Origin of the sequence: Devosia sp. LjRoot16 (assembly GCF_964252795.1) — a bacterium.
Classification (GTDB): Bacteria; Pseudomonadota; Alphaproteobacteria; order Rhizobiales; family Devosiaceae; genus Devosia_A.
The window spans coordinates 2,041,287-2,058,814 of the sequence record NZ_CAXUPH020000001.1 but is presented as its reverse complement, the minus strand read 5'-3'; the positions used below and the strand labels follow the sequence as shown (position 1 = coordinate 2,058,814).

Below are 17,528 nucleotides of genomic sequence, written 5' to 3'. Positions count from 1 at the left end.
CATCAATGCTCCCGCCTTTCGGAGAGCACGATGACCGACCGCCCCAACATCCTGTTGATCTGCGCCGACCAGTGGCGCGGCGATTGTGTCTCGGCGCTCGGGCACAAGAACGCCAGGACGCCCCACCTCGATGCGCTGATGGCCGATGCGGTGACCTTCACCCGGCATTTCGGCCAGTGCACGCCCTGCGGCCCGTCGCGCACCAGCCTCCTCACCGGGCAGTATCTGATGAACCATCGCTCGGGGCGGAACGGCACGCCACTCGACCGGCGCCACACCAATATCGCGCTCGAGGCGCGCAAGGCCGGCTACGACCCGGCTTTGTTCGGCTACACTGACACCACGCCCGACCCACGTGGCCTGCACCCCAACGACCCGGCGCTCACCGCCTATGACGAGGGGGTGATGCCGGGATTTTCGACCCCGCTGCACCTGCCCGAAGATATGGACCAATGGGTCTCGGACCTCATCTCCAAGGGCTATGATCTCCCCGGAGGCCGCGCCGATGTGTTCCGCCCTCGTCCGGGGTTCGAAAAGCCGGCCGACCGCGGTTTCCGCTACATCCCGACCGTCTTCAAGGCCGAGGAAAGCGAGACCGCCTTCCTCACCGACGAGTTTCTCAAGTGGCTGCTGGTGCGACGCGACAAGCCGTGGTTCGCACACTTCGTCTTCTACCGCCCGCATCCGCCGCTGATCGCGCCTGAGCCGTACAACGGCATGGTGCATCCCGCCGATGTGGAGTTCCCGGTCCGCGCCGCCTCGCCGGCCGAGGAAGGCAAGCAGCACCCGCTGCTCGATTGCGCCATCGAGACGCTCCGCCAGCCCAGCACCTATGACGAGCACAACCCGCAGGATCTGGTCGCCGCCGACGAACTCGAAATCCGCCAGATGCGGGCGACCTATTACGGGCTGATCGCTGAAGTCGACCTGCAGCTGGGCCGCATCGTCCAGCATCTGAAGGACACCGGCCAGTACGACCGCACGCTGATCATCGTCACCTCCGACCACGGTGAGGTGCTGGGCGAGCACTATGTCTGGGGCAAGGAGATCTACTTCGATGCGGCCTTCCACCTGCCGCTGGTGATCCGCGACCCGCGGCCCGAGGCCGACGCGGCGCGCGGCCGGCGCGTCACCGAATTCACCCAGGCGATCGACGTGATGCCCACCGTGCTCGAATGGCTCGGGCTCGACATCCCGCGCAGCTGCGACGGCGCGTCGCTACTGCCGTTCCTGCGCGGCGAGACCCCACCTGATTGGCGCAACGCGGTGTATTTCGAGCACGACTTCCGCGACGTCCGCACCCAGAAGCCGGAAATCGCGCTCGGCATCGCCTCCGACCAGTGTGCCTATGCGGCGATCCGCGACGACCGGTTCAAGTACGTCCACTTCGCCGCCCTGCCGCCGCTGCTGTTCGACATCGCCAACGACCCGCACGAACAGCTGAACCTCGCCGGCGACCCCGCCTACACCGAGGTGGCGCTCGAATATGCCCGCAAGATGCTGGACTGGCGACTGAGCTCGGGCGAGCGCGAGCTGACCAATATGTCGGTGGGGGCGGGCGGGCTGTTTGTGCGGAAGTAGGAGGGCGTCACGGCTGACGGTCTACCCCGTGCAAGGAAGCGGACCAACGGGATGCTCTGTTGACCGCCCTGCGCGTTTGCCGCGGCCTCGCCTTCCCCACCGGCTGTCATCCCAGCGAAAGCTGGGACCCAACTCGCAGCCCGCGCCAGCCGATGGATGGGTCCCAGCTTTCGCTGGGATGACATCGAGTGGGTGGAGCGAACGGTGCCTTCAGCTCAGGCAGCGCAACTACCCGCCATCGGCTCCGGGCCTAGCAATAACTCCCCCGCAAACCCACCCCCCGCGACAAAACTCTCGAGCCTTGCCACATGCGGCGCCGGGTCCAACCCCTGCGCCTTGAGCCAGGCCTGGTTGTAATAACTCTCGGCATAGCGCTCGCCGCTGTCGCAGATCAGCGACACGATCGAGCCGCTCCGCCCCTCGCTGCGCATCCGGCTTCCGGCCCAGCAGACCCCGACAAAGTTGCTGCCGGTCGAGGCGCCGACGCGGCGGCCGAGCAACCGCGACAGCACCTGCATGCCGGCCAGCGAGACGGCGTCCGGCACCCGGATCATCTCGTCTATCACCTCGCCGATGAACGAAGCCTCCACCCGCGGCCGCCCGATCCCCTCGATGCGCGAGCCGCGTGCCGCGGTGGCGGTGCGATCGGTGCGCAGCCAGCCATCATAGAAAGCGGAGAACTCGACATCGGGCACGCACAGCCGGGTATCGAGGCAGCGATAGCGGATATAGCGGCCGATGGTGGCCGAGGTGCCGCCGGTACCGGCGCCCATGACGATCCACTCCGGCACCGGGTGCCTCTCCTGCTCCATCTGCCGAAAGATCGACTCGGCGATATTGTTGTTGCCACGCCAGTCGGTGGCGCGTTCGGCAAAGGTGAACTGGTCGAGATAGTGCCCGCCGCACTCCGCCGCGAGCTCGGCTGCCCGCGCATAGATCGCCGCCGGCTGCTCGACGAAATGGCAGCGCCCGCCCTGCTGCTCGATCGCCTCGACCTTGCTGGCACTGGTGGTGCGCGGCAGCACGGCGCAGAAATCGAGCCCGAGCAGCCGGGCGTAATAGGCTTCGCTCACCGCCGTCGAACCGGAGGAGGCTTCGACCAGCGTCATGCCCTCGCGGATTCGGCCACTGCAGATGCCGTAGAGGAACAGCGAGCGCGCCAGCCGGTGCTTCAGGCTGCCGGTCGGATGCGAGGATTCGTCCTTGAGGTAGATGTCGATGCCAGCGAGGGACGGCAGGTTCAGCGCGATCAGATGCGTATCGGCCGAGCGCCGCCCCTCGGCCTCGAGCAGGGCGATGGCCCGGCTGCGCCAGACCCGATCCGGACTGCAGTTTGACATGGCGGCCTCATGCTATTATTCATCACTCTGATAGCATGATATGCTCGAACTATGCAATCTATGGCCAATTGGTTCTACCATATGCAGCGTGCGGAGCAATCCGACCCATCTCACGTGATCGGCGGCGCCGCCGATGTTCCGTGCTGCGGAACCGGCGGCGATTGACCCTCTCCGACCGCCCTTCCAAGGTTGCGGCCAGCCCTTTCATCCGGAGCCGTCAGTTCCATGCGCCTGTTCATCGCCACCTTGGGCACCGAGACCAACACTTTTGCCTCGTTCCCGACCGGCATCGACGATTTCAAGGAGTGCTTCTGGGCCGATCGCAATGTCGAGACCTTCGCTCCCTCGCCCTGGTCGGCGCCGCCACAGATCTGGCGCGAGCGCGGCCTCGAGCGCGGCTGGGAGGTGATCCAGAGCCTCTTCGCCTTCGCCAATCCGGCCGGCCCGACCATCAAGGCCGACTACGAGGCGATGCGCGACCGCATCCTGGACGACCTCCGCGCCGCCGGCCCGGTCGACGCGGTGCTCTATTACCTGCATGGCGCGATGATCGCCGACGGCTATGACGATTGCGAAGGCGACCTGGTCAAGCGCACCCGCGCGTTGGTGGGGAACAAGACCCGGGTCGGCATCGAGCTCGACCTGCATGGCCATGTCGACAACACCATCGTCGACAATGCCGACCTGATCGTCATCTACAAGACCTACCCGCATATCGACCACGCCGAACGCGCCGAGGATCTGTTCGTCCTGATGGAGCGCACGCTGAAGGGCGAGATCGAGCCGAAAATGGCGCTGTTCGACTGCAAGACCATGGGTCTGTTCCCGACCACCATGGAAGGCCCGATGATCGCCTTCACTCAGTCGCTCTATGACGGGGAAGGCAAGGACGGCGTGCTGTCGCTGTCGCTGAACCACGGTTTCCCCTGGGCCGACGTGCCGCTGGCCGGCGCCAAGATGCTGGCCGTCGCCGACCGCGACCAGGCCATCGCCGACCGTGCCGCCAAGCACTATGGCGAGGCCTTCTACCGCATCCGCGCCGCGGCCACGCTGCCTTTCACCCCGTTCAAAGAGGCGATCGCAGAGGCGAAGCTCAAGGGCGACAAGCCGCTATTGATTGCCGACACCTCCGACCAGATCGGCAGCGGCGCGCCGGGCGACACCACCTATGTGCTGAAGGCCTTCATCGACGCCGGCATCCGCAACGCCGTGGTGGCGCCGCTCTGGGACCCCTCGGCGGTGAAGATCTGTTTCCAGGTCGGGGTCGGCGCCAAACTGAAACTTCGCATCGGCGGCAAGTTCGAGCCGCATTCCGGCCCGCCGCTCGATGCCGAGGCCGAGGTGCTGTTTTTGAAGCGCAACGCCCACCAGGATCACCTGCCCGGCGAGCGCATCGAGATCGGCGATGTCGCGGTGGTGCGGGTCGAAGGCATCGAGGTACTGCTGACCACGCTGCGCACCAACCTCTACACCCTGAGCCTGTTCTCGCTGCACGGCATCAGCTTCGACGACAAGCAGGTCGTCTCGATCAAGAACCTCTACAAGCACAAGGACCTGTTCATCACCAACACCCGGGCCCAGTTGTTCGTCGCCACGCCGGGCACCAGCAACCCCAACTGGTCGGAGCTACCGTTCAAGCGCCTGACCCGTCCCATCTGGCCGCTGGACGCTGATCCGCTGGGGCTGGATTGAGGCCCTTTTCCATCAGAGGCGAGGCGGCGCCGCCGCCCGTTCCCGCACAAAATGCGCTGCCGTCGTGCACAGCAGTGCCCAGGCCGCGCCGAGCGACCAGCCGGCCAGCACGTCGGTGGGGTAGTGGACGCCCAAGTAGATCCGGCTCACCCCGACCAGCAGAGTGAGCGCAATCGCCACCCCGACGAAGAAGCGCTTCAGCTGCCGCTCCGGTGAAGACTCGGCCAGCATGGCGCCGATGGTGAGGAACACCACGGCCGAGACCGTCGCGTGCCCGCTCGGAAAGCTGGCAGTGAACACTTCGGCGACGCCGGTGAGGTCGGGTCGCGGCCGGTCGAACAGCATCTTCAGCACGGTGCTGAGAATGGTGCCGCCCAGCACGGCGAAGGCCATGAACCAGCCCGTCCGGTGTTTCCCAACCAACAGCAGGTAAACGAACACCAAGATCACGATGATGCCGAGCACCGAGAAGCTGCCAAGCGCCGTGATGTCGCGCACCGCCTCCTCGAACCAGCTCGGCCCGATCGGGTCGGCCGGGTCGCCGGGGGTACGGAGCGCCATCAGCACCGCGGTGTCGAGGCCGAGCGTATCGCCATCGGTCACCGCATCGGCGATCAGCCCGAAGCCGCCAAGCAGCGCCGCGGCGGCAAGCGCCCCCAGATAGACGCGGCGGGGTGTAGGCATGACGATGGTCCTCTCGGTCCGGGTTATGGGATTCCTATATCAAACCGTTCCGGCGCCAATCGAATCCCTATGCGGGACGGCAGTAGCATCTCGGGTCCAATTCGATGAGGCCGATATGCCCACCCTGCCGACCGGCAACAAGCCCCAACTCTCCGCGCGCGACCGCGACTGGCGCAACGGCCTGCTGCTGATCGCCGGCATCGTCGGCCTGCCGGTGGTCGTGGCGGCGGTTGTATCCGTACTGGTGGGTTGAGTTCTGCTTGCCCGCTGAGGCCAGCAGTCGGCGGCCCTCTCCCGTTTACGGGGGAGGGCGCGCCGACTGCAAGTCTGGCGCAACCGGCCCTCTTACTCCCCCGTCATCGCCGCATACATCTCCGCCGCCGTCCGCGCCCGCCGCAGCCGTTCCGTCACCCCGGCCGACCGCAGTTGCCGCGACACCACCGACAGCGCCTTGAGGTGCGAGGTCCGGTCGGCCGGCGACAGCAGCAGGAACACCAGGTCGACCGGCCGATCATCGACCGCGTCGAACTCCACTGGCTTCGCCGTTCGCGCCAGCAGCGCAAATGGCGTGGCGAGCCCGGCGGGCGCGCTGTGCGGAATGGCGATGCCCTGCCCGATCCCGGTCGAGCCGAGCGTCTCGCGATGGCTGAGTCCGTTGAACACCGCCGCCTGGTCGAGGCCGGTAGCTCGCGCGGCACGTTCCGACAGTTGCTGCAGCAATTGCGGCTTGGAGGACGCGTCGAGGTCGACCAGCACGTTTTCCGGTCGGAGCAGTTCGGCGATGTTCATGGCATAACTCTAGTTAGGGTCGGCCGGCGTCGGCTCGATCGGATCGGCCTCGTGCAGGCGGTAGCCCACGCCGGTTTCGGTGGTGATGTAACGCGGCTGGTCGGGCGTCTGTTCGATTTTCTGGCGCAACTGCCGGACATAAACGCGCAGGTACTGCACATCGGTGGTGCTGTCCCACACCTGCTCGAGCAGAAAATGGTGGGTCAGCACCTTGCCGGCATGCTGCACCAGGAGGCGCAGGATGTCGTATTCCTTGGGCGAGAGCTTCACCTCCTTGCCGTCGACCTTGACGATCCGCTTGACCAGATCGACCGACAGCCCGCCGGTGACGAACACCGGGCGCTCGCCCTGCTGCTGCAGCCGATGCCGGAGCGCCACCCGGATGCGGGCGGCGAGCTCGTTCATGCCGAAGGGCTTGGTCACATAGTCATCGGCGCCGAGCTCCAGTGCCCTCACGATCCCCGCCTCGTCGGTACGGCTCGACAACACCACCACCGGCAGGTCGAGGCCTTCGTCGCGCCAGCGGGCGAGGAGATCGTGCCCCGAAATATCGGGCAGGCCGAGATCAAGGAGGATCAGGTCTGGCCGCTCCGCCGCGAGCGCTTCGAGCGCGAACTTGCCGTTGCCGGCTTCGGTGATCGCATAGCCCTGCGCCCCGAGCCCCATGCGCAACAGCTTGCGGATCGGCGGTTCGTCGTCGACGACGAGGATCTTCACGCCTGAATTGGTCATTTCAGCTCACCCAGGTCTGGAGTTTGCTTGGGGATCGGCATCCTGATGGTGAAGACGGCGCCGGTCCGCTCCTGCCGGTTCGCGGCGGAAATCGTCCCACCCATCGCCTCGACGAAGCCTCGGCAGATGGCAAGGCCAAGCCCGGTTCCGGCCCGCACCTGGTCGCCTTTCCGCACCCGATAGAAGCTGTCGAACACCCGCTCGAGATCCTCGGGCGGAATGCCCGGGCCCTCATCGATCACCTGCAGCACCACGGAGGTCCCGTCGGCCCAACCCTTGAGCCCGATTGTCGTGCCCGCGGGTGCATATTTCGCGGCATTGTCGATCAGGTTGAACAGCACCTGCTCGAACAGCACCGGATCGACATTGACCATCGGCAGCTCGGCCGGGATATCGACGGCGACGGCGTGCCCGGCGGTGATCTTCTGCGTCCGCTGCAGCGCCGTACCGACGACATCGCCGACAAAGTGCAGCCCGGCATTGGGCGCCGTCGCGCCGGATTCGATCCGCGTCATGTCGAGGAGGTTGGCGATGAAGCGGTTGAGCCGCTCGGATTCGTCAACCACCGTGCCGAGCAGTTCGGCTTCGTCATCCTTGCCGAGCCCCTCAGGTGGCTCGCGCAGCATCCCGGCGGCGCCGAGGATCGCCGCCAACGGGGTCTTCAGGTCATGCGAGATCGAAGTCAGCAGCGCCGAGCGCAGCCGGTCGGCTTCCGCGGCGAGCTTCGCCCGTTCGACATCATCGACCAGCTGGATGCGTTCGATCGCCACCGCCGCCTGGTCGGTCAGCGCATCGAGCAGCCGGCGCTGGTCCGGGGTGAGCAGCGGCCCCGGCTTGTCATTGTCGAGCCCCACCACCCCCACCGGCGTCCGCCCGGTCTTCAGCGGCAGATAGAGCCGCTTGGCGCCGGGCAGCGTATCGGCGCCGCGGCCGGCGGCGCGGTCGTTCTCCCAGGCCCAGCGGGCGGCCGCGACATCGGCCTCATCGAGTGTATCCTCGGGCGGGTAGCCGGCCTTCACCGCAATGCCGCCATTCTCCGGCAGCAGCAGCACGACGCGCAGCTTCAGCATCGAAGCGATCTGGTAGGCGGTGGCCCACAGCACGTCGTCGAGCGTACTCGTGCCGGCGAGCTTCTTCGAAAACAGATAGAGGTCCTCGGTGGTGCGGGCCCGCTGCCGCGCCGCCGCCGCCTGGCGCTGCACCCGCGCGGTCAGGTTGGAGGCAATGAACGCCACGCCGAGGAAGAACCCCAGCGCGATGACGCTTTCGGGGTCGCTGATGTTGAGCGTGTAGAGCGGCTTGAGGAAAAAGAAGTTGAGCAGCAGGGCACTGAGCAGCGAGGCAAACAAGGCTGCACCGAACCCGAAACTCAGCGCCGCCGCCAGCACCGCCATCAGGAACACCAGCGCGATATTGGTGACGTCGAGCACCCGGTCGAGCAACAGGCCGGCGCCGAGCGCCACTGCGACATAGAAGGTGCTCAACAGGTAGGGCAGCAGCTCGAAGCGCGACGGCGTCACCGGCGCCAGCCCTGCCGCCGGCTTCACTGCCTTTTCCACGGTGCCGGCGATGACATGCACGCTGATATCGCCGGCATGGCGGATCAGGTCGTGCGATACCGAGCCCTGCAGCCACTCGCGCCATTGCGGCTTCTGCGGCTTGCCGATGACAATGTGGGTGACGTTGTTGGCGGCGGCGTAACGCACGATCTCGGTGGCGATATGCTGGCCGGGCAGCACCACGGCCTCGCCGCCCAGCTGTTCGGCGAGGCGAAGGCTCGCGGCCAGCTGGTCCTTGCCGGCATCCGATACCGCCGCCGTCCGCACCGTCTCGATATTGAGGGCGACGAATGGCCCGCGCAGCCGGTCGGCCAGTCGCCGCGCGTAGCGCACCAGCGACGGCCCGCGCGCCTGTTCGTCGACACAGACCAGCACCCGCTCGCCCGCCGCCCATGGGCCATTGATGGCGTGGCTCTGCATGTGGCTGAGCAGCTGGTCGTCGACCCGCTGCGCCGTGCGTCGCAACGCCAGCTCGCGCAGCGCCGTGAGGTTGCCGGGTGAGAAATAGTTCTCGACGGCGCGCCGCGCCGTGGTCGGCACATAGACCTTGCCGTCGTGCAGCCGCTTCAACAGGTCGTCGGGCGTGATGTCGATGATCTCGATGTCGTCGGCCCGATCGATGATCGAATCCGGCACCGTCTCGCGCACCCGGATCCGGGTAATCTGCGCCACCACGTCGTTAAGGCTCTCGACATGCTGCACATTGACCGTGGTGTAGACATCGATGCCGCGCGACAACAGCTCCTCGACGTCGAGGTAGCGCTTGGGATGGCGGCTGCCGGCCGCGTTGGTGTGCGCCAGCTCATCGACCAGCACCAGCTGCGGGCGGCGATTGAGGATGGCGTCGAGGTCCATCTCCTCGAGCGCCCGCCCCTTGTAATCGATCTCGACCCGCGGGATGACCTCGAAGCCGGTGACCAGCGCCTCGGTCTCCTTGCGGCCATGCGTCTCGACCACGCCGATCACCACGTCGATGCCCTCGGCGAGCTTGGCGCGCCCCGACATCAGCATCTCATAGGTCTTGCCCACCCCCGGCGCCGCGCCGAGAAAGATCTTCAGCCGACCGCGGTTTTCGCGTTCGGCTTCGGCAAGCAGCGCATCGGGGGACGGTCGGCCGTTATTCATTGCGTCTCTCCGCCTGCCGCGGGGAACAGCAGGGCGCGGCCGATGCCGCGTCCCACCTATATCGTGTCAGGATGCGCTGGCGCCATCGAGCGCCAGGTTGAGTTTCAAGACATTCACCACCGGCTCGCCCATGAAGCCGAGCTGCGGCGCCTCGACATGCCGGCGCACCAGCTCGGTAAGCGCGGCCTCATCCATGCCGCGCTCCTTGGCGACGCGCGGCACCTGGAAATACGCCGCTTCCGGCGTGATGTGCGGGTCGAGCCCGCTGCCCGAAGTGGTGACGAGATCCATCGGCACCGGCGCGTTGGGATTCTCGGCCTTTAGCACCGCGGCCTCGGTCTTGATCCGCTCGAGCAGCGCCGGGTTGGTCGGCCCCAGGTTGGAACCCGACGAGGCGGCGGCATTGTAGCCATCGCCGGCGGCCGAGGGCCGGCCATGGAAGTAGCGCGGCGCGGTGAAGAGCTGCCCGATCAGTTCCGAGCCGATCACCTGGCTATCCTTCTCGATCAGGCTGCCATGCGCCTCATGCGGGAACAGCGCCTGCGCCAGCCCGGTCATGGCGACCGGATAGAGCAGCCCGGTAATGATCGTCAGGGCGACGATCATGATCAATGCTGGTCTCAGTTGCTTCAGCATTTCGAATGTCCTTACGCGAGGCCGATGGCGGTGATCGCCATGTCGATGGCCTTGATGCCGGCGAACGGCACGATGATGCCGCCCAGCCCGTAGACGAGGAGGTTACGGCTCAGCAGCGCCCCTGCCCCGACGGCGCGATACTTCACGCCGCGCAGGCTAAGCGGGATCAGCGCCACGATGATCAGGGCGTTGAAAATGATGGCCGAGAGGATGGCGCTTTCCGGCGTCGCCAGCCCCATGACGTTGAGCGCGCTGAGCTGCGGGTAGAACGCCAGGAACATCGCCGGGATGATGGCGAAATACTTGGCGATGTCGTTGGCGATCGAGAAGGTCGTCAGCGCCCCGCGGGTCATCAGCAACTGTTTGCCGATCTCGACGATCTCGATCAGCTTGGTTGGATCGCTGTCGAGGTCGACCATGTTGCCGGCCTCGCGCGCCGCCACCGTACCGGTGTTCATGGCGACGCCGACATCCGCCTGCGCCAGCGCCGGCGCGTCGTTGGTGCCGTCGCCGCACATGGCGACCAGCTTGCCCTTGGCCTGTTCTTCGCGGATCAGGTTCAGTTTGTTCTCCGGTGTCGCCTGGGCGAGGAAATCGTCGACACCCGCTTCCGCCGCGATCGCCGCCGCGGTCATCGGGTTGTCGCCGGTGATCATCACCGTGCGGATGCCCATGCGGCGCAGTTCCGCAAAGCGCTCGCGGATGCCGCCCTTGACGATATCCTTGAGCTGCACGATGCCGAGCAGCTTGCCATCGCGGGCCACCGCCAGAGGCGTGGCGCCGGATTTGGCGATCTCGTCGGAAATCGTGCGGATCTCTCGGATGGTGTCGGCGCTGTTGGCCGCGCCTTCCCCGACATATTTCAGCACCGCATCGACCGCGCCCTTGCGGATCGACGAGCCGCCGACATCGACGCCGCTCATCCGGCTCTGCGCCGTGAACGGCACGAAGCTGGCATTGAGGCTTTGCATGTCGCGGCCACGGATGCCGTATTTGTCCTTGGCGAGGACGACGATCGAGCGGCCCTCAGGCGTCTCGTCGGCGAGCGAAGCCAGCTGCGCCGCGTCGGCGAGATCGGCCTCGGTGACGCCGGCGACCGGACGGAATGCCGTCGCCTGCCGGTTGCCGAGCGTGATCGTGCCGGTCTTGTCGAGCAGCAGGGTATCGACGTCACCAGCTGCTTCGACGGCGCGGCCCGACATGGCGAGGACATTGAAGCGCACCAGCCGGTCCATGCCGGCAATGCCGATGGCCGAGAGCAGCGCCCCGATGGTGGTGGGGATCAGCGTCACGAACAGCGCCACCAGCACCACCATCGGCACGTTGCCGCCGGCATAGGCGACAAAGCCCGGGATGGTGGCGACGGCGAGCACGAAGATCAGCGTCATGCCGGCGAGGAGGATATTCAGCGCGATCTCGTTCGGCGTCTTCTGCCGCTCGGCGCCTTCGACCAGCGAGATCATGCGATCGAGAAAGGTCGAGCCCGGGGCGGCGGTGATGCGCACCCGGATCCAGTCGCTCAGCACCTGGGTGCCGCCGGTTACCGCCGAGCGGTCGCCACCGGACTCGCGGATCACCGGAGCCGATTCACCGGTTATCGCCGCTTCGTTGACCGAGGCGATGCCTTCGATCACTTCGCCGTCGGACGGGATGATGTCACCCGCTTCGACCATGACGATGTCGCCGACCTTGAGGCTGGTGCCCGGCACCATCCGGAAGCTGCCGCGCCCCTCGGGCGGCAGCAGCTTGGCCTGCGTCTCAGTGCGGGCGCGGCGCAGCGAGTCCGCCTGCGCCTTGCCGCGCCCTTCTGCCACCGCTTCGGCGAAGTTGGCGAACAGCACGGTGAACCACAGCCAGAGGTTGATCTGGAAGGCGAAACCCAGATTACCCGAACCGGTCAGCAGGTCCTTGACGAACAGCACCGTGGTGAAGGCGGAGACGACGGCGACGACGAACATCACCGGGTTCTTGATCAGGCTTTTCGGGTTCAGTTTCCTGAACGCCCCGCCAATGGCGGGAACGAGAATGCGAGTGTCGAACAGGCTCGCCGATTTCAACTGGCTCATCAGAGCCTCCAAGAGGTTGAGAGAGGCGCGGCGGGCTCAGGCGAGCGCCGCGCTGGATCTGTGTGGGTGCGCATCAGAAGGTCTGGCCCGCGAGCATCGCCAGGTGCTCGGCGATCGGCCCGAGCGCCAGCGCCGGGATGAAGGTCAGCCCGCCGACGACCAGGATGACGCCGAGCAGCAGCCCGATGAACAGCGCACCATGGGTGGGGAGCGTCCCGGCCGAGGCCGGCACGGTTTTCTTCGCAACCAGCGAGCCGGCCAGCGCCAGCGCCGGAATGATCACCAGGAACCGCCCCATCAGCATGCCGATGCCGAGCGTGATGTTGTACCAGGGGGTGTTGGCCGAGAGGCCGGCGAAGGCCGAACCGTTGTTCGCCGCCGCCGAGGTATAGGCGTAGAGCACCTCCGAGAAACCGTGCGGACCGGGGTTCCAGATCGACGACACCCCGAATGGCAGCACCACGCTGATGGCGGTGAAGCCCAGCATGGCGAGCGGCAGGCAGAGGATGGCGAGCATCGCCATCTTCACTTCCTTGGCCTCGATCTTCTTGCCCAGATATTCGGGCGTGCGGCCGACCATCAGCCCGGCAACGAAGATCGCCACCACGACGAACAGCACGATGCCGTAAAAGCCGGCGCCGACACCGCCGATGATGATTTCGCCCAGCATCATGTTGATCAGCGGGATCATGCCGCCGAGCGCCATGAAGCTGTCATGCATGGCGTTGACCGCGCCGCAGGAGGCGGCCGTGGTGATCACCGCGAACAGGGCGCTCAGCGGCACGCCGAAGCGCACTTCCTTGCCCTCCATGTTGCCGCCATCGATGCCGAGCGCATGCACCAGCGGGTTGCCCGCGGCTTCCGCCCAGTAACAGACGACGACGCCCACGACGAACAGGATGCCCATGGTGATGAAGATCGCCCAACCCTGCTTCTGATTGCCGACCATGCGGCCGAACACATTGGTGAGCGCGGCGCCGATGGCGAAGATCGAGACCATCGAGATCAGGTTGGTCAGCGCCGTCGGGTTCTCAAACGGGTGCGCGGCATTGACGTTGAAGAAGCCGCCGCCATTGGTGCCCAGGTACTTGATCATCATCTGCGAGGCCACCGGGCCCTGCGCGATGGACTGCTGCGCGCCTTCCAGCGTCACGGCGGTCGTATAGGCGTCGAGGTTCTGCGGCACACCCTGCCAGACGAGGACGAGGGTACCGACGACGCAGATCGGCAGCAGCACGTAGAAGGTGGCGCGCACGATATCGACCCAGAAATTGCCGAGTGTCGACATCGACTTGCGCGAGAAGGCGCGGATCACCGCCATGGCGACGGCGATACCGGTGGCGGCTGAAACGAAGTTCTGCACCGCAAGCCCGAGCATCTGCGTCAGGTAGCTCATGGTGGTCTCGCCGCCATAGCTCTGCCAGTTGGTGTTGGCGACGAAGCTGGCGGCGGTGTTGAAAGCGAGTTCGGGCCCCACGGCCACCATGCCGGCCGGGTTCAGCGGCAATGCCGCCTGGAACCGCTGCAGCAGGTAGAGCACGACAAAGCCGGCGAGGTTGAACAGCAGCAGGGCCACCGCGTAGGTGACCCAGTTCTGTTCCTCGTCCTCCCGGGTGCCGGCGACGCGGTAGAGTCCGCGCTCGATGGGACGGAGCACCGGCTGTAGCCAGGTGCCCTCGCCGTTGAAAACGCGCGTCATGTAGCCGCCGAGCGGTTTGACGAGCAGAACGATGATCCCGCAGAAAACCAGGATCTGAAACCAGCCGAGTAAGGTCATGGGAGGAGCTTTCTCAGTCCTGGCGCTAGAAGCGCTCGGGACGAACGAGGGCGAAAACCAGGTAGACGAGGAGGAACAGCGTCACCGCGCCTCCGAGGATGAAATCGAGCAGCATGGCGATGGCCTCTCAGAGCTTGTCGCAGACGGCAACGTAGGCAAAGGCGAGGGCGAAAAAGACTGCGCCGATCGCGAGGACAGCGATGTCCATGGTGTGGTTTCTCCTATCGAGAAGCGTGCACGACCGCCGCCGCCGGAGGGCGGCAGCGGCCGGGTGGTCGAAAATGCTGGGTGAGATATGCGCCCGCCCCGCATAGGGTTTCGAGAACGGACCGATCGGAAAGAAATAGGAATCCCATAGGGGTTTTGGCGACTTGGAAGCCGGTGCGAGCCGCCCCCCACCCCTGTCCCCCTCCCCGCAAGGGGAGGGAGACCAAAACACCAGCGTCGAGGCCATCGTCTCCCTCCCCCTTGCGGGGAGGGATTAAGGGTGGGGGTCAGCTCGCGCCGGGTGCAGCGTTGTCACCCGGTCTTGCGCGCCGACGCAAACACCGCGTCCAAACTCAGCACCAGCCCGGGCGGCGCTGCGCAAACCTCGCCCGGCGCGTAGTCGCTCTCCGCCATGGCGAAATGCACCGCCGCCTGCCGGTCGGTGAACACCCCACCGGTGAGCCCCAGGCTGTCGCTGACGATCCAGTTGCCGCTGATGTCGCGCCCGACCATGAAGCGGCCCTGGTGCGCGGGGGCAGTCACTGCTGCGCCGCGCATCATGCGAGCCCCGCGGCCCACATGGCGACGACGCCACCGAGCAGCACCACGAACACCACGCCGACCGTGGTCAGCATGCGCCATAGCGCCCCCGCCTCTTCGTCATGGAGCGATGGCGGCGCCACGCCGCGCGATCGCCCCATGGTGGTTTCCTGCTGCTGGCGGAGGGCGGCGAGCCGTGTTTGGCTGGTCCGCTGCGCGACGTAATGCATGCCGTAGCGAGGGGTGTACATCTCTCAAAGTCCTGGTTGCGGCCGGTCTGCCGGCCCGATCAGCGGCGGCCGGATCGACCGGCAGCACCGCGATCCCAAGGCTAGGCGAGGCGCGCGTAGGAATTCGATTGGGCGGCCGAACCGAAGAAATAGCCGTCGCACCTATGCCCCGCCACTGATCCGCCAATGCTGCAAATCACTTGCCCTCGGCGCCGCGCTGACCACAATGCAAGACTACCATACAAGAGGAAGACGACATGAACGCCATCGACCAGCAGCGGCCGCCCGAGGCACCCGACGCCGCCGGCATCTACCGCATCTGGCCCGGCGAGGGTCGCGCCCCCGGGTCGGAGCACTGGACACATCGGGAATCGACCATGCAGATCCCGTGGACCACGGCGAGCCGACGGCTGACCCGCAACGTCGTCGTCCCCACGCTCACCGCCTTCCTGCCCGAGCCCGGCAAGGCCAACGGCACAGCGATGATCGTCGCTCCCGGCGGCGCCTTCCATTTCCTGATGATCGACCACGAGGGCTACGACATGGCCCGCTGGCTCGCCGGGCTCGGCATCACTGCCTTCGTGCTGAAATACCGCCTGGCAGAGACGCCCGAAGCCGACGCCGAGCTGCTCGATTTCCGCAACGAGCTGCAGCGCCGCCTGCACCAGCCCGGCCCGATGGGCGCCGCGCCCCCGTCGAACCCCGCCATCGCCGAGGCGCGCCTCTGGGGCGAGGAGGACGGCAGGCAGGCCATCCGCTTCGTCCGTCAGCACGCCGCCGACTGGGGCCTCGACCCCACCCGCATCGGCATCGGCGGCTTCTCGGCCGGCGGCGCCGTCACCATGGGCCCGGTGTTCGAGCATGATGCCGATAGCCGCCCGGATTTCGCCGTCGGCATCTACCCCGCCTGGCGCGCCGGCCTGCCGCTACCGGCGGATGCGCCGCCGCTGTTCCTCGCCATTTCCGACGACGACAAATCCGTCGCCCCGCTCTCCGCCGTCCGCCTCTACGAGGCCTGGCACAGCGCTGGCATCCCCGCCGAACTGCACGTCTTCGGCAACGGCGCCCACGGTTTTGGGTTTGGCAAATCGGGGCTGTTGTCGGACCCCTGGGCCGAGATGCTGCAGAGCTGGTTGGGGGTACGGGGGCTGCTGCACTCCGGTTGAGGCCTGGCAGTCGGCGTCCCCCCCCTCAGGGGAGAGGGCAAGCGCAGCTTAGGAGCGCTAGCGACTTAGCGCAGCTCCCTGCCCACGCCTCACCCCAACCCAACTATCGTCCCGCTTGAGCCAACCCGCTCGATATGCTCACTGGCCACCCAATGCCCTCCCACGTCATCCACATCCCCTCGTTCCGCCATTTCCTCTCGTCACGGGCGCTGTCTTCGGTGGCGTTCCAGGGTTCGGCGGTGGCGATCGGCTGGCTGATCTACGATCGCACCCGCAACCCGTTCGACCTCGGGCTGGTCGGGCTGTTCCAGTTCCTGCCCATGCTGGTGCTGACCTTCCTGGCCGGGCACGTCGCCGACCAGTTCGACCGCCGCCAGATCGGTCTCGTCTGCCAGGTGATCGAGGCCGTCACCATGGGCTTCATCGCGCTCGGTATCTGGCAGGGCTGGCTGCCGACCTGGGGCGTCTTTGCCGCGGTGACCGTGCTCGGCGCCGCGCAGGCCTTCGAGCGGCCCAGTATGGCGGCGCTGCTGCCGGGGATCGTCCCCACCGCGCAATTGCAGAGCGCCGTCGCCACCTCGACCTCGGTGATGCAGACCGCGCTGATCATCGGCCCGGCGCTCGGCGGTATTCTCTATGGTTTCGGCGATGTGGTGCCGTTCCTCGCATCAGGCGTCTTGTTCCTCGTCGCCAGCTACAACGTCTTGAAGATCGACAAGCCCGCCACCCTCCCCGCCCGTGCCCCGATGACCTTCGAGTCGGTGTTCGCCGGGGTGGTGTTCATCAAGAGCAAACCGGTGATGCTGGGCTCGATCTCGCTCGATCTGTTCGCCGTGCTGCTCGGCGGCGCCACCGCCATGCTGCCGGTCTATGCCCGCGACATCCTCCATGCCGGCCCCTGGGCCCTCGGCTTTCTCCGCATGGCTCCGGCGATCGGCGCCGTGGTGATGTCGCTGCTGCTCGCCCGCTTCCCGCTGCAGCACCGGGTCGGCATCAAGATGCTGTGGGCCGTCGCTATCTTCGGGATCGCCACCATTGTCTTCGCCTATTCGACCAATATCGTGCTCTCGGTGGTGATGCTGGTCATCCTCGGCGCCTCCGATACGGTGAGCGTCGTGGTGCGCAGTTCGCTGGTCCAGCTCCTCACCCCCGACCACATGCGTGGCCGGGTCAACGCCGTGAACTCATTGTTCATCGGCACCTCGAACCAACTCGGCGAGTTCCGCGCCGGCGTCTTCGCCGGCTTCATGGGCCCGGTCGCCGCCGTCGCCTTCGGCGGCATCGGCACCCTCGCAGTGGTGCTGCTCTGGTCCCGCCTGTTCCCGGCCTTGCGCAAGGTCGACACCCTCAGCGGCTGAACCTCGGTTCGAAAAGCGCGGCCAGCCACACTTGTCGTACCAGCCG

17 protein-coding genes are annotated in these 17,528 nt (G+C 66.5%); 5 read left to right on the top strand and 12 right to left on the bottom strand.

Annotated features, from left to right (window positions below):
• Positions 1 to 30: 30 nt before the first annotated feature.
• Positions 31 to 1,581 (top strand): alkaline phosphatase family protein, encoded by a 1,551-nt coding sequence (locus ACSQ23_RS09795; protein ID WP_436090491.1) that lies wholly within the window; start codon positions 31 to 33, stop codon positions 1,579 to 1,581.
• A 215-nt stretch (positions 1,582 to 1,796) separates the two neighbouring features.
• On the opposite strand, the gene ACSQ23_RS09790 is transcribed toward ACSQ23_RS09795, so the two are convergent.
• A complete protein-coding gene (locus tag ACSQ23_RS09790; protein WP_055887087.1) occupies positions 1,797 to 2,921 on the bottom strand; it encodes a PLP-dependent cysteine synthase family protein in 1,125 nt (374 codons plus the stop codon).
• 225 nt (positions 2,922 to 3,146) lie between these two features.
• On the opposite strand from ACSQ23_RS09790, the gene ACSQ23_RS09785 reads away from it, so the two are divergent.
• On the top strand, positions 3,147 to 4,613 hold the full coding sequence (locus ACSQ23_RS09785) for a M81 family metallopeptidase (RefSeq protein ID WP_436090490.1): 1,467 nt from the start codon (positions 3,147 to 3,149) through the stop codon (positions 4,611 to 4,613).
• Positions 4,614 to 4,625: 12 nt separating this feature from the next.
• On the opposite strand, the gene ACSQ23_RS09780 is transcribed toward ACSQ23_RS09785, so the two are convergent.
• Positions 4,626 to 5,297, bottom strand: a complete 672-nt coding sequence (locus ACSQ23_RS09780; protein ID WP_436090489.1) for a phosphatase PAP2 family protein — start codon at positions 5,295 to 5,297, stop codon at positions 4,626 to 4,628.
• Between the two features lie 115 nt (positions 5,298 to 5,412).
• Here ACSQ23_RS09780 and ACSQ23_RS09775 point away from each other — a divergent pair, with 115 nt between their 5' ends.
• Positions 5,413 to 5,550 (top strand): hypothetical protein, encoded by a 138-nt coding sequence (locus ACSQ23_RS09775; RefSeq protein ID WP_436090488.1) that lies wholly within the window; start codon positions 5,413 to 5,415, stop codon positions 5,548 to 5,550.
• 92 nt (positions 5,551 to 5,642) lie between these two features.
• On the opposite strand, the gene ACSQ23_RS09770 is transcribed toward ACSQ23_RS09775, so the two are convergent.
• The 10 genes from ACSQ23_RS09770 to ACSQ23_RS09725 all read right to left on the bottom strand — a co-directional run bounded on the left by ACSQ23_RS09770 (position 5,643) and on the right by ACSQ23_RS09725 (position 14,979).
• On the bottom strand, positions 5,643 to 6,086 hold the full coding sequence (locus ACSQ23_RS09770) for a PTS sugar transporter subunit IIA (protein WP_055887096.1): 444 nt from the start codon (positions 6,084 to 6,086) through the stop codon (positions 5,643 to 5,645).
• A gap of 9 nt (positions 6,087 to 6,095) precedes the next feature.
• Positions 6,096 to 6,818, bottom strand: a complete 723-nt coding sequence (locus ACSQ23_RS09765; RefSeq protein ID WP_055887099.1) for a response regulator transcription factor — start codon at positions 6,816 to 6,818, stop codon at positions 6,096 to 6,098.
• Positions 6,815 to 9,502 (bottom strand): sensor histidine kinase, encoded by a 2,688-nt coding sequence (locus tag ACSQ23_RS09760; protein ID WP_055887102.1) that lies wholly within the window; start codon positions 9,500 to 9,502, stop codon positions 6,815 to 6,817. The genes ACSQ23_RS09765 and ACSQ23_RS09760 overlap by 4 nt, the downstream gene beginning before the upstream one ends.
• Positions 9,503 to 9,568: 66 nt before the next feature.
• Positions 9,569 to 10,138 (bottom strand): potassium-transporting ATPase subunit KdpC, encoded by a 570-nt coding sequence (gene kdpC / locus ACSQ23_RS09755; RefSeq protein WP_055887105.1) that lies wholly within the window; start codon positions 10,136 to 10,138, stop codon positions 9,569 to 9,571.
• Positions 10,139 to 10,149: 11 nt separating this feature from the next.
• Positions 10,150 to 12,204 (bottom strand): potassium-transporting ATPase subunit KdpB, encoded by a 2,055-nt coding sequence (kdpB, locus tag ACSQ23_RS09750; RefSeq protein ID WP_055887108.1) that lies wholly within the window; start codon positions 12,202 to 12,204, stop codon positions 10,150 to 10,152.
• 73 nt (positions 12,205 to 12,277) lie between these two features.
• Positions 12,278 to 13,981: a potassium-transporting ATPase subunit KdpA gene (gene kdpA, locus ACSQ23_RS09745; protein WP_055887111.1), complete on the bottom strand. Its 1,704-nt coding sequence runs from the start codon at positions 13,979 to 13,981 to the stop codon at positions 12,278 to 12,280.
• Between the two features lie 25 nt (positions 13,982 to 14,006).
• Positions 14,007 to 14,096: a K(+)-transporting ATPase subunit F gene (gene kdpF, locus ACSQ23_RS09740; RefSeq protein WP_055887114.1), complete on the bottom strand. Its 90-nt coding sequence runs from the start codon at positions 14,094 to 14,096 to the stop codon at positions 14,007 to 14,009.
• A 12-nt stretch (positions 14,097 to 14,108) separates the two neighbouring features.
• Positions 14,109 to 14,435, bottom strand: a complete 327-nt coding sequence (locus ACSQ23_RS09735) for a hypothetical protein (RefSeq protein ID WP_156387464.1) — start codon at positions 14,433 to 14,435, stop codon at positions 14,109 to 14,111.
• A gap of 65 nt (positions 14,436 to 14,500) precedes the next feature.
• A complete protein-coding gene (locus ACSQ23_RS09730; protein WP_055887190.1) occupies positions 14,501 to 14,746 on the bottom strand; it encodes a hypothetical protein in 246 nt (81 codons plus the stop codon).
• The gene (locus tag ACSQ23_RS09725) at positions 14,746 to 14,979 is read right to left on the bottom strand and encodes a hypothetical protein (RefSeq protein ID WP_055887117.1); all 234 of its coding nucleotides are present in this window, start codon (positions 14,977 to 14,979) and stop codon (positions 14,746 to 14,748) included. Before ACSQ23_RS09725 ends, ACSQ23_RS09730 begins: the two co-directional genes overlap by 1 nt.
• Positions 14,980 to 15,215: 236 nt before the next feature.
• Here ACSQ23_RS09725 and ACSQ23_RS09720 point away from each other — a divergent pair, with 236 nt between their 5' ends.
• Together ACSQ23_RS09720 and ACSQ23_RS09715 are read left to right on the top strand one after the other, a co-directional pair.
• Positions 15,216 to 16,124: an alpha/beta hydrolase gene (locus ACSQ23_RS09720; protein ID WP_055887120.1), complete on the top strand. Its 909-nt coding sequence runs from the start codon at positions 15,216 to 15,218 to the stop codon at positions 16,122 to 16,124.
• Between the two features lie 152 nt (positions 16,125 to 16,276).
• Positions 16,277 to 17,482: an MFS transporter gene (locus tag ACSQ23_RS09715; protein ID WP_436090487.1), complete on the top strand. Its 1,206-nt coding sequence runs from the start codon at positions 16,277 to 16,279 to the stop codon at positions 17,480 to 17,482.
• Positions 17,483 to 17,528 lie beyond the last annotated feature (46 nt).

Bases quoted from the DNA above. Each gene is read 5' to 3' on its own strand.
- ACSQ23_RS09795 (WP_436090491.1), top strand. From the start codon at position 31: ATGACCGACCGCCCCAACATCCTGTTGATCTGCGCCGACCAGTGGCGC.
- ACSQ23_RS09790 (WP_055887087.1), bottom strand. From the start codon at position 2,921: ATGTCAAACTGCAGTCCGGATCGGGTCTGGCGCAGCCGGGCCATCGCC.
- ACSQ23_RS09785 (WP_436090490.1), top strand. From the start codon at position 3,147: ATGCGCCTGTTCATCGCCACCTTGGGCACCGAGACCAACACTTTTGCC.
- ACSQ23_RS09780 (WP_436090489.1), bottom strand. From the start codon at position 5,297: ATGCCTACACCCCGCCGCGTCTATCTGGGGGCGCTTGCCGCCGCGGCG.
- ACSQ23_RS09775 (WP_436090488.1), top strand. From the start codon at position 5,413: ATGCCCACCCTGCCGACCGGCAACAAGCCCCAACTCTCCGCGCGCGAC.
- ACSQ23_RS09770 (WP_055887096.1), bottom strand. From the start codon at position 6,086: ATGAACATCGCCGAACTGCTCCGACCGGAAAACGTGCTGGTCGACCTC.
- ACSQ23_RS09765 (WP_055887099.1), bottom strand. From the start codon at position 6,818: ATGACCAATTCAGGCGTGAAGATCCTCGTCGTCGACGACGAACCGCCG.
- ACSQ23_RS09760 (WP_055887102.1), bottom strand. From the start codon at position 9,502: ATGAATAACGGCCGACCGTCCCCCGATGCGCTGCTTGCCGAAGCCGAA.
- kdpC (WP_055887105.1), bottom strand. From the start codon at position 10,138: ATGCTGAAGCAACTGAGACCAGCATTGATCATGATCGTCGCCCTGACG.
- kdpB (WP_055887108.1), bottom strand. From the start codon at position 12,204: ATGAGCCAGTTGAAATCGGCGAGCCTGTTCGACACTCGCATTCTCGTT.
- kdpA (WP_055887111.1), bottom strand. From the start codon at position 13,981: ATGACCTTACTCGGCTGGTTTCAGATCCTGGTTTTCTGCGGGATCATC.
- kdpF (WP_055887114.1), bottom strand. From the start codon at position 14,096: ATGCTGCTCGATTTCATCCTCGGAGGCGCGGTGACGCTGTTCCTCCTC.
- ACSQ23_RS09735 (WP_156387464.1), bottom strand. From the start codon at position 14,435: ATGGCCTCGACGCTGGTGTTTTGGTCTCCCTCCCCTTGCGGGGAGGGG.
- ACSQ23_RS09730 (WP_055887190.1), bottom strand. From the start codon at position 14,746: ATGCGCGGCGCAGCAGTGACTGCCCCCGCGCACCAGGGCCGCTTCATG.
- ACSQ23_RS09725 (WP_055887117.1), bottom strand. From the start codon at position 14,979: ATGTACACCCCTCGCTACGGCATGCATTACGTCGCGCAGCGGACCAGC.
- ACSQ23_RS09720 (WP_055887120.1), top strand. From the start codon at position 15,216: ATGAACGCCATCGACCAGCAGCGGCCGCCCGAGGCACCCGACGCCGCC.
- ACSQ23_RS09715 (WP_436090487.1), top strand. From the start codon at position 16,277: ATGCCCTCCCACGTCATCCACATCCCCTCGTTCCGCCATTTCCTCTCG.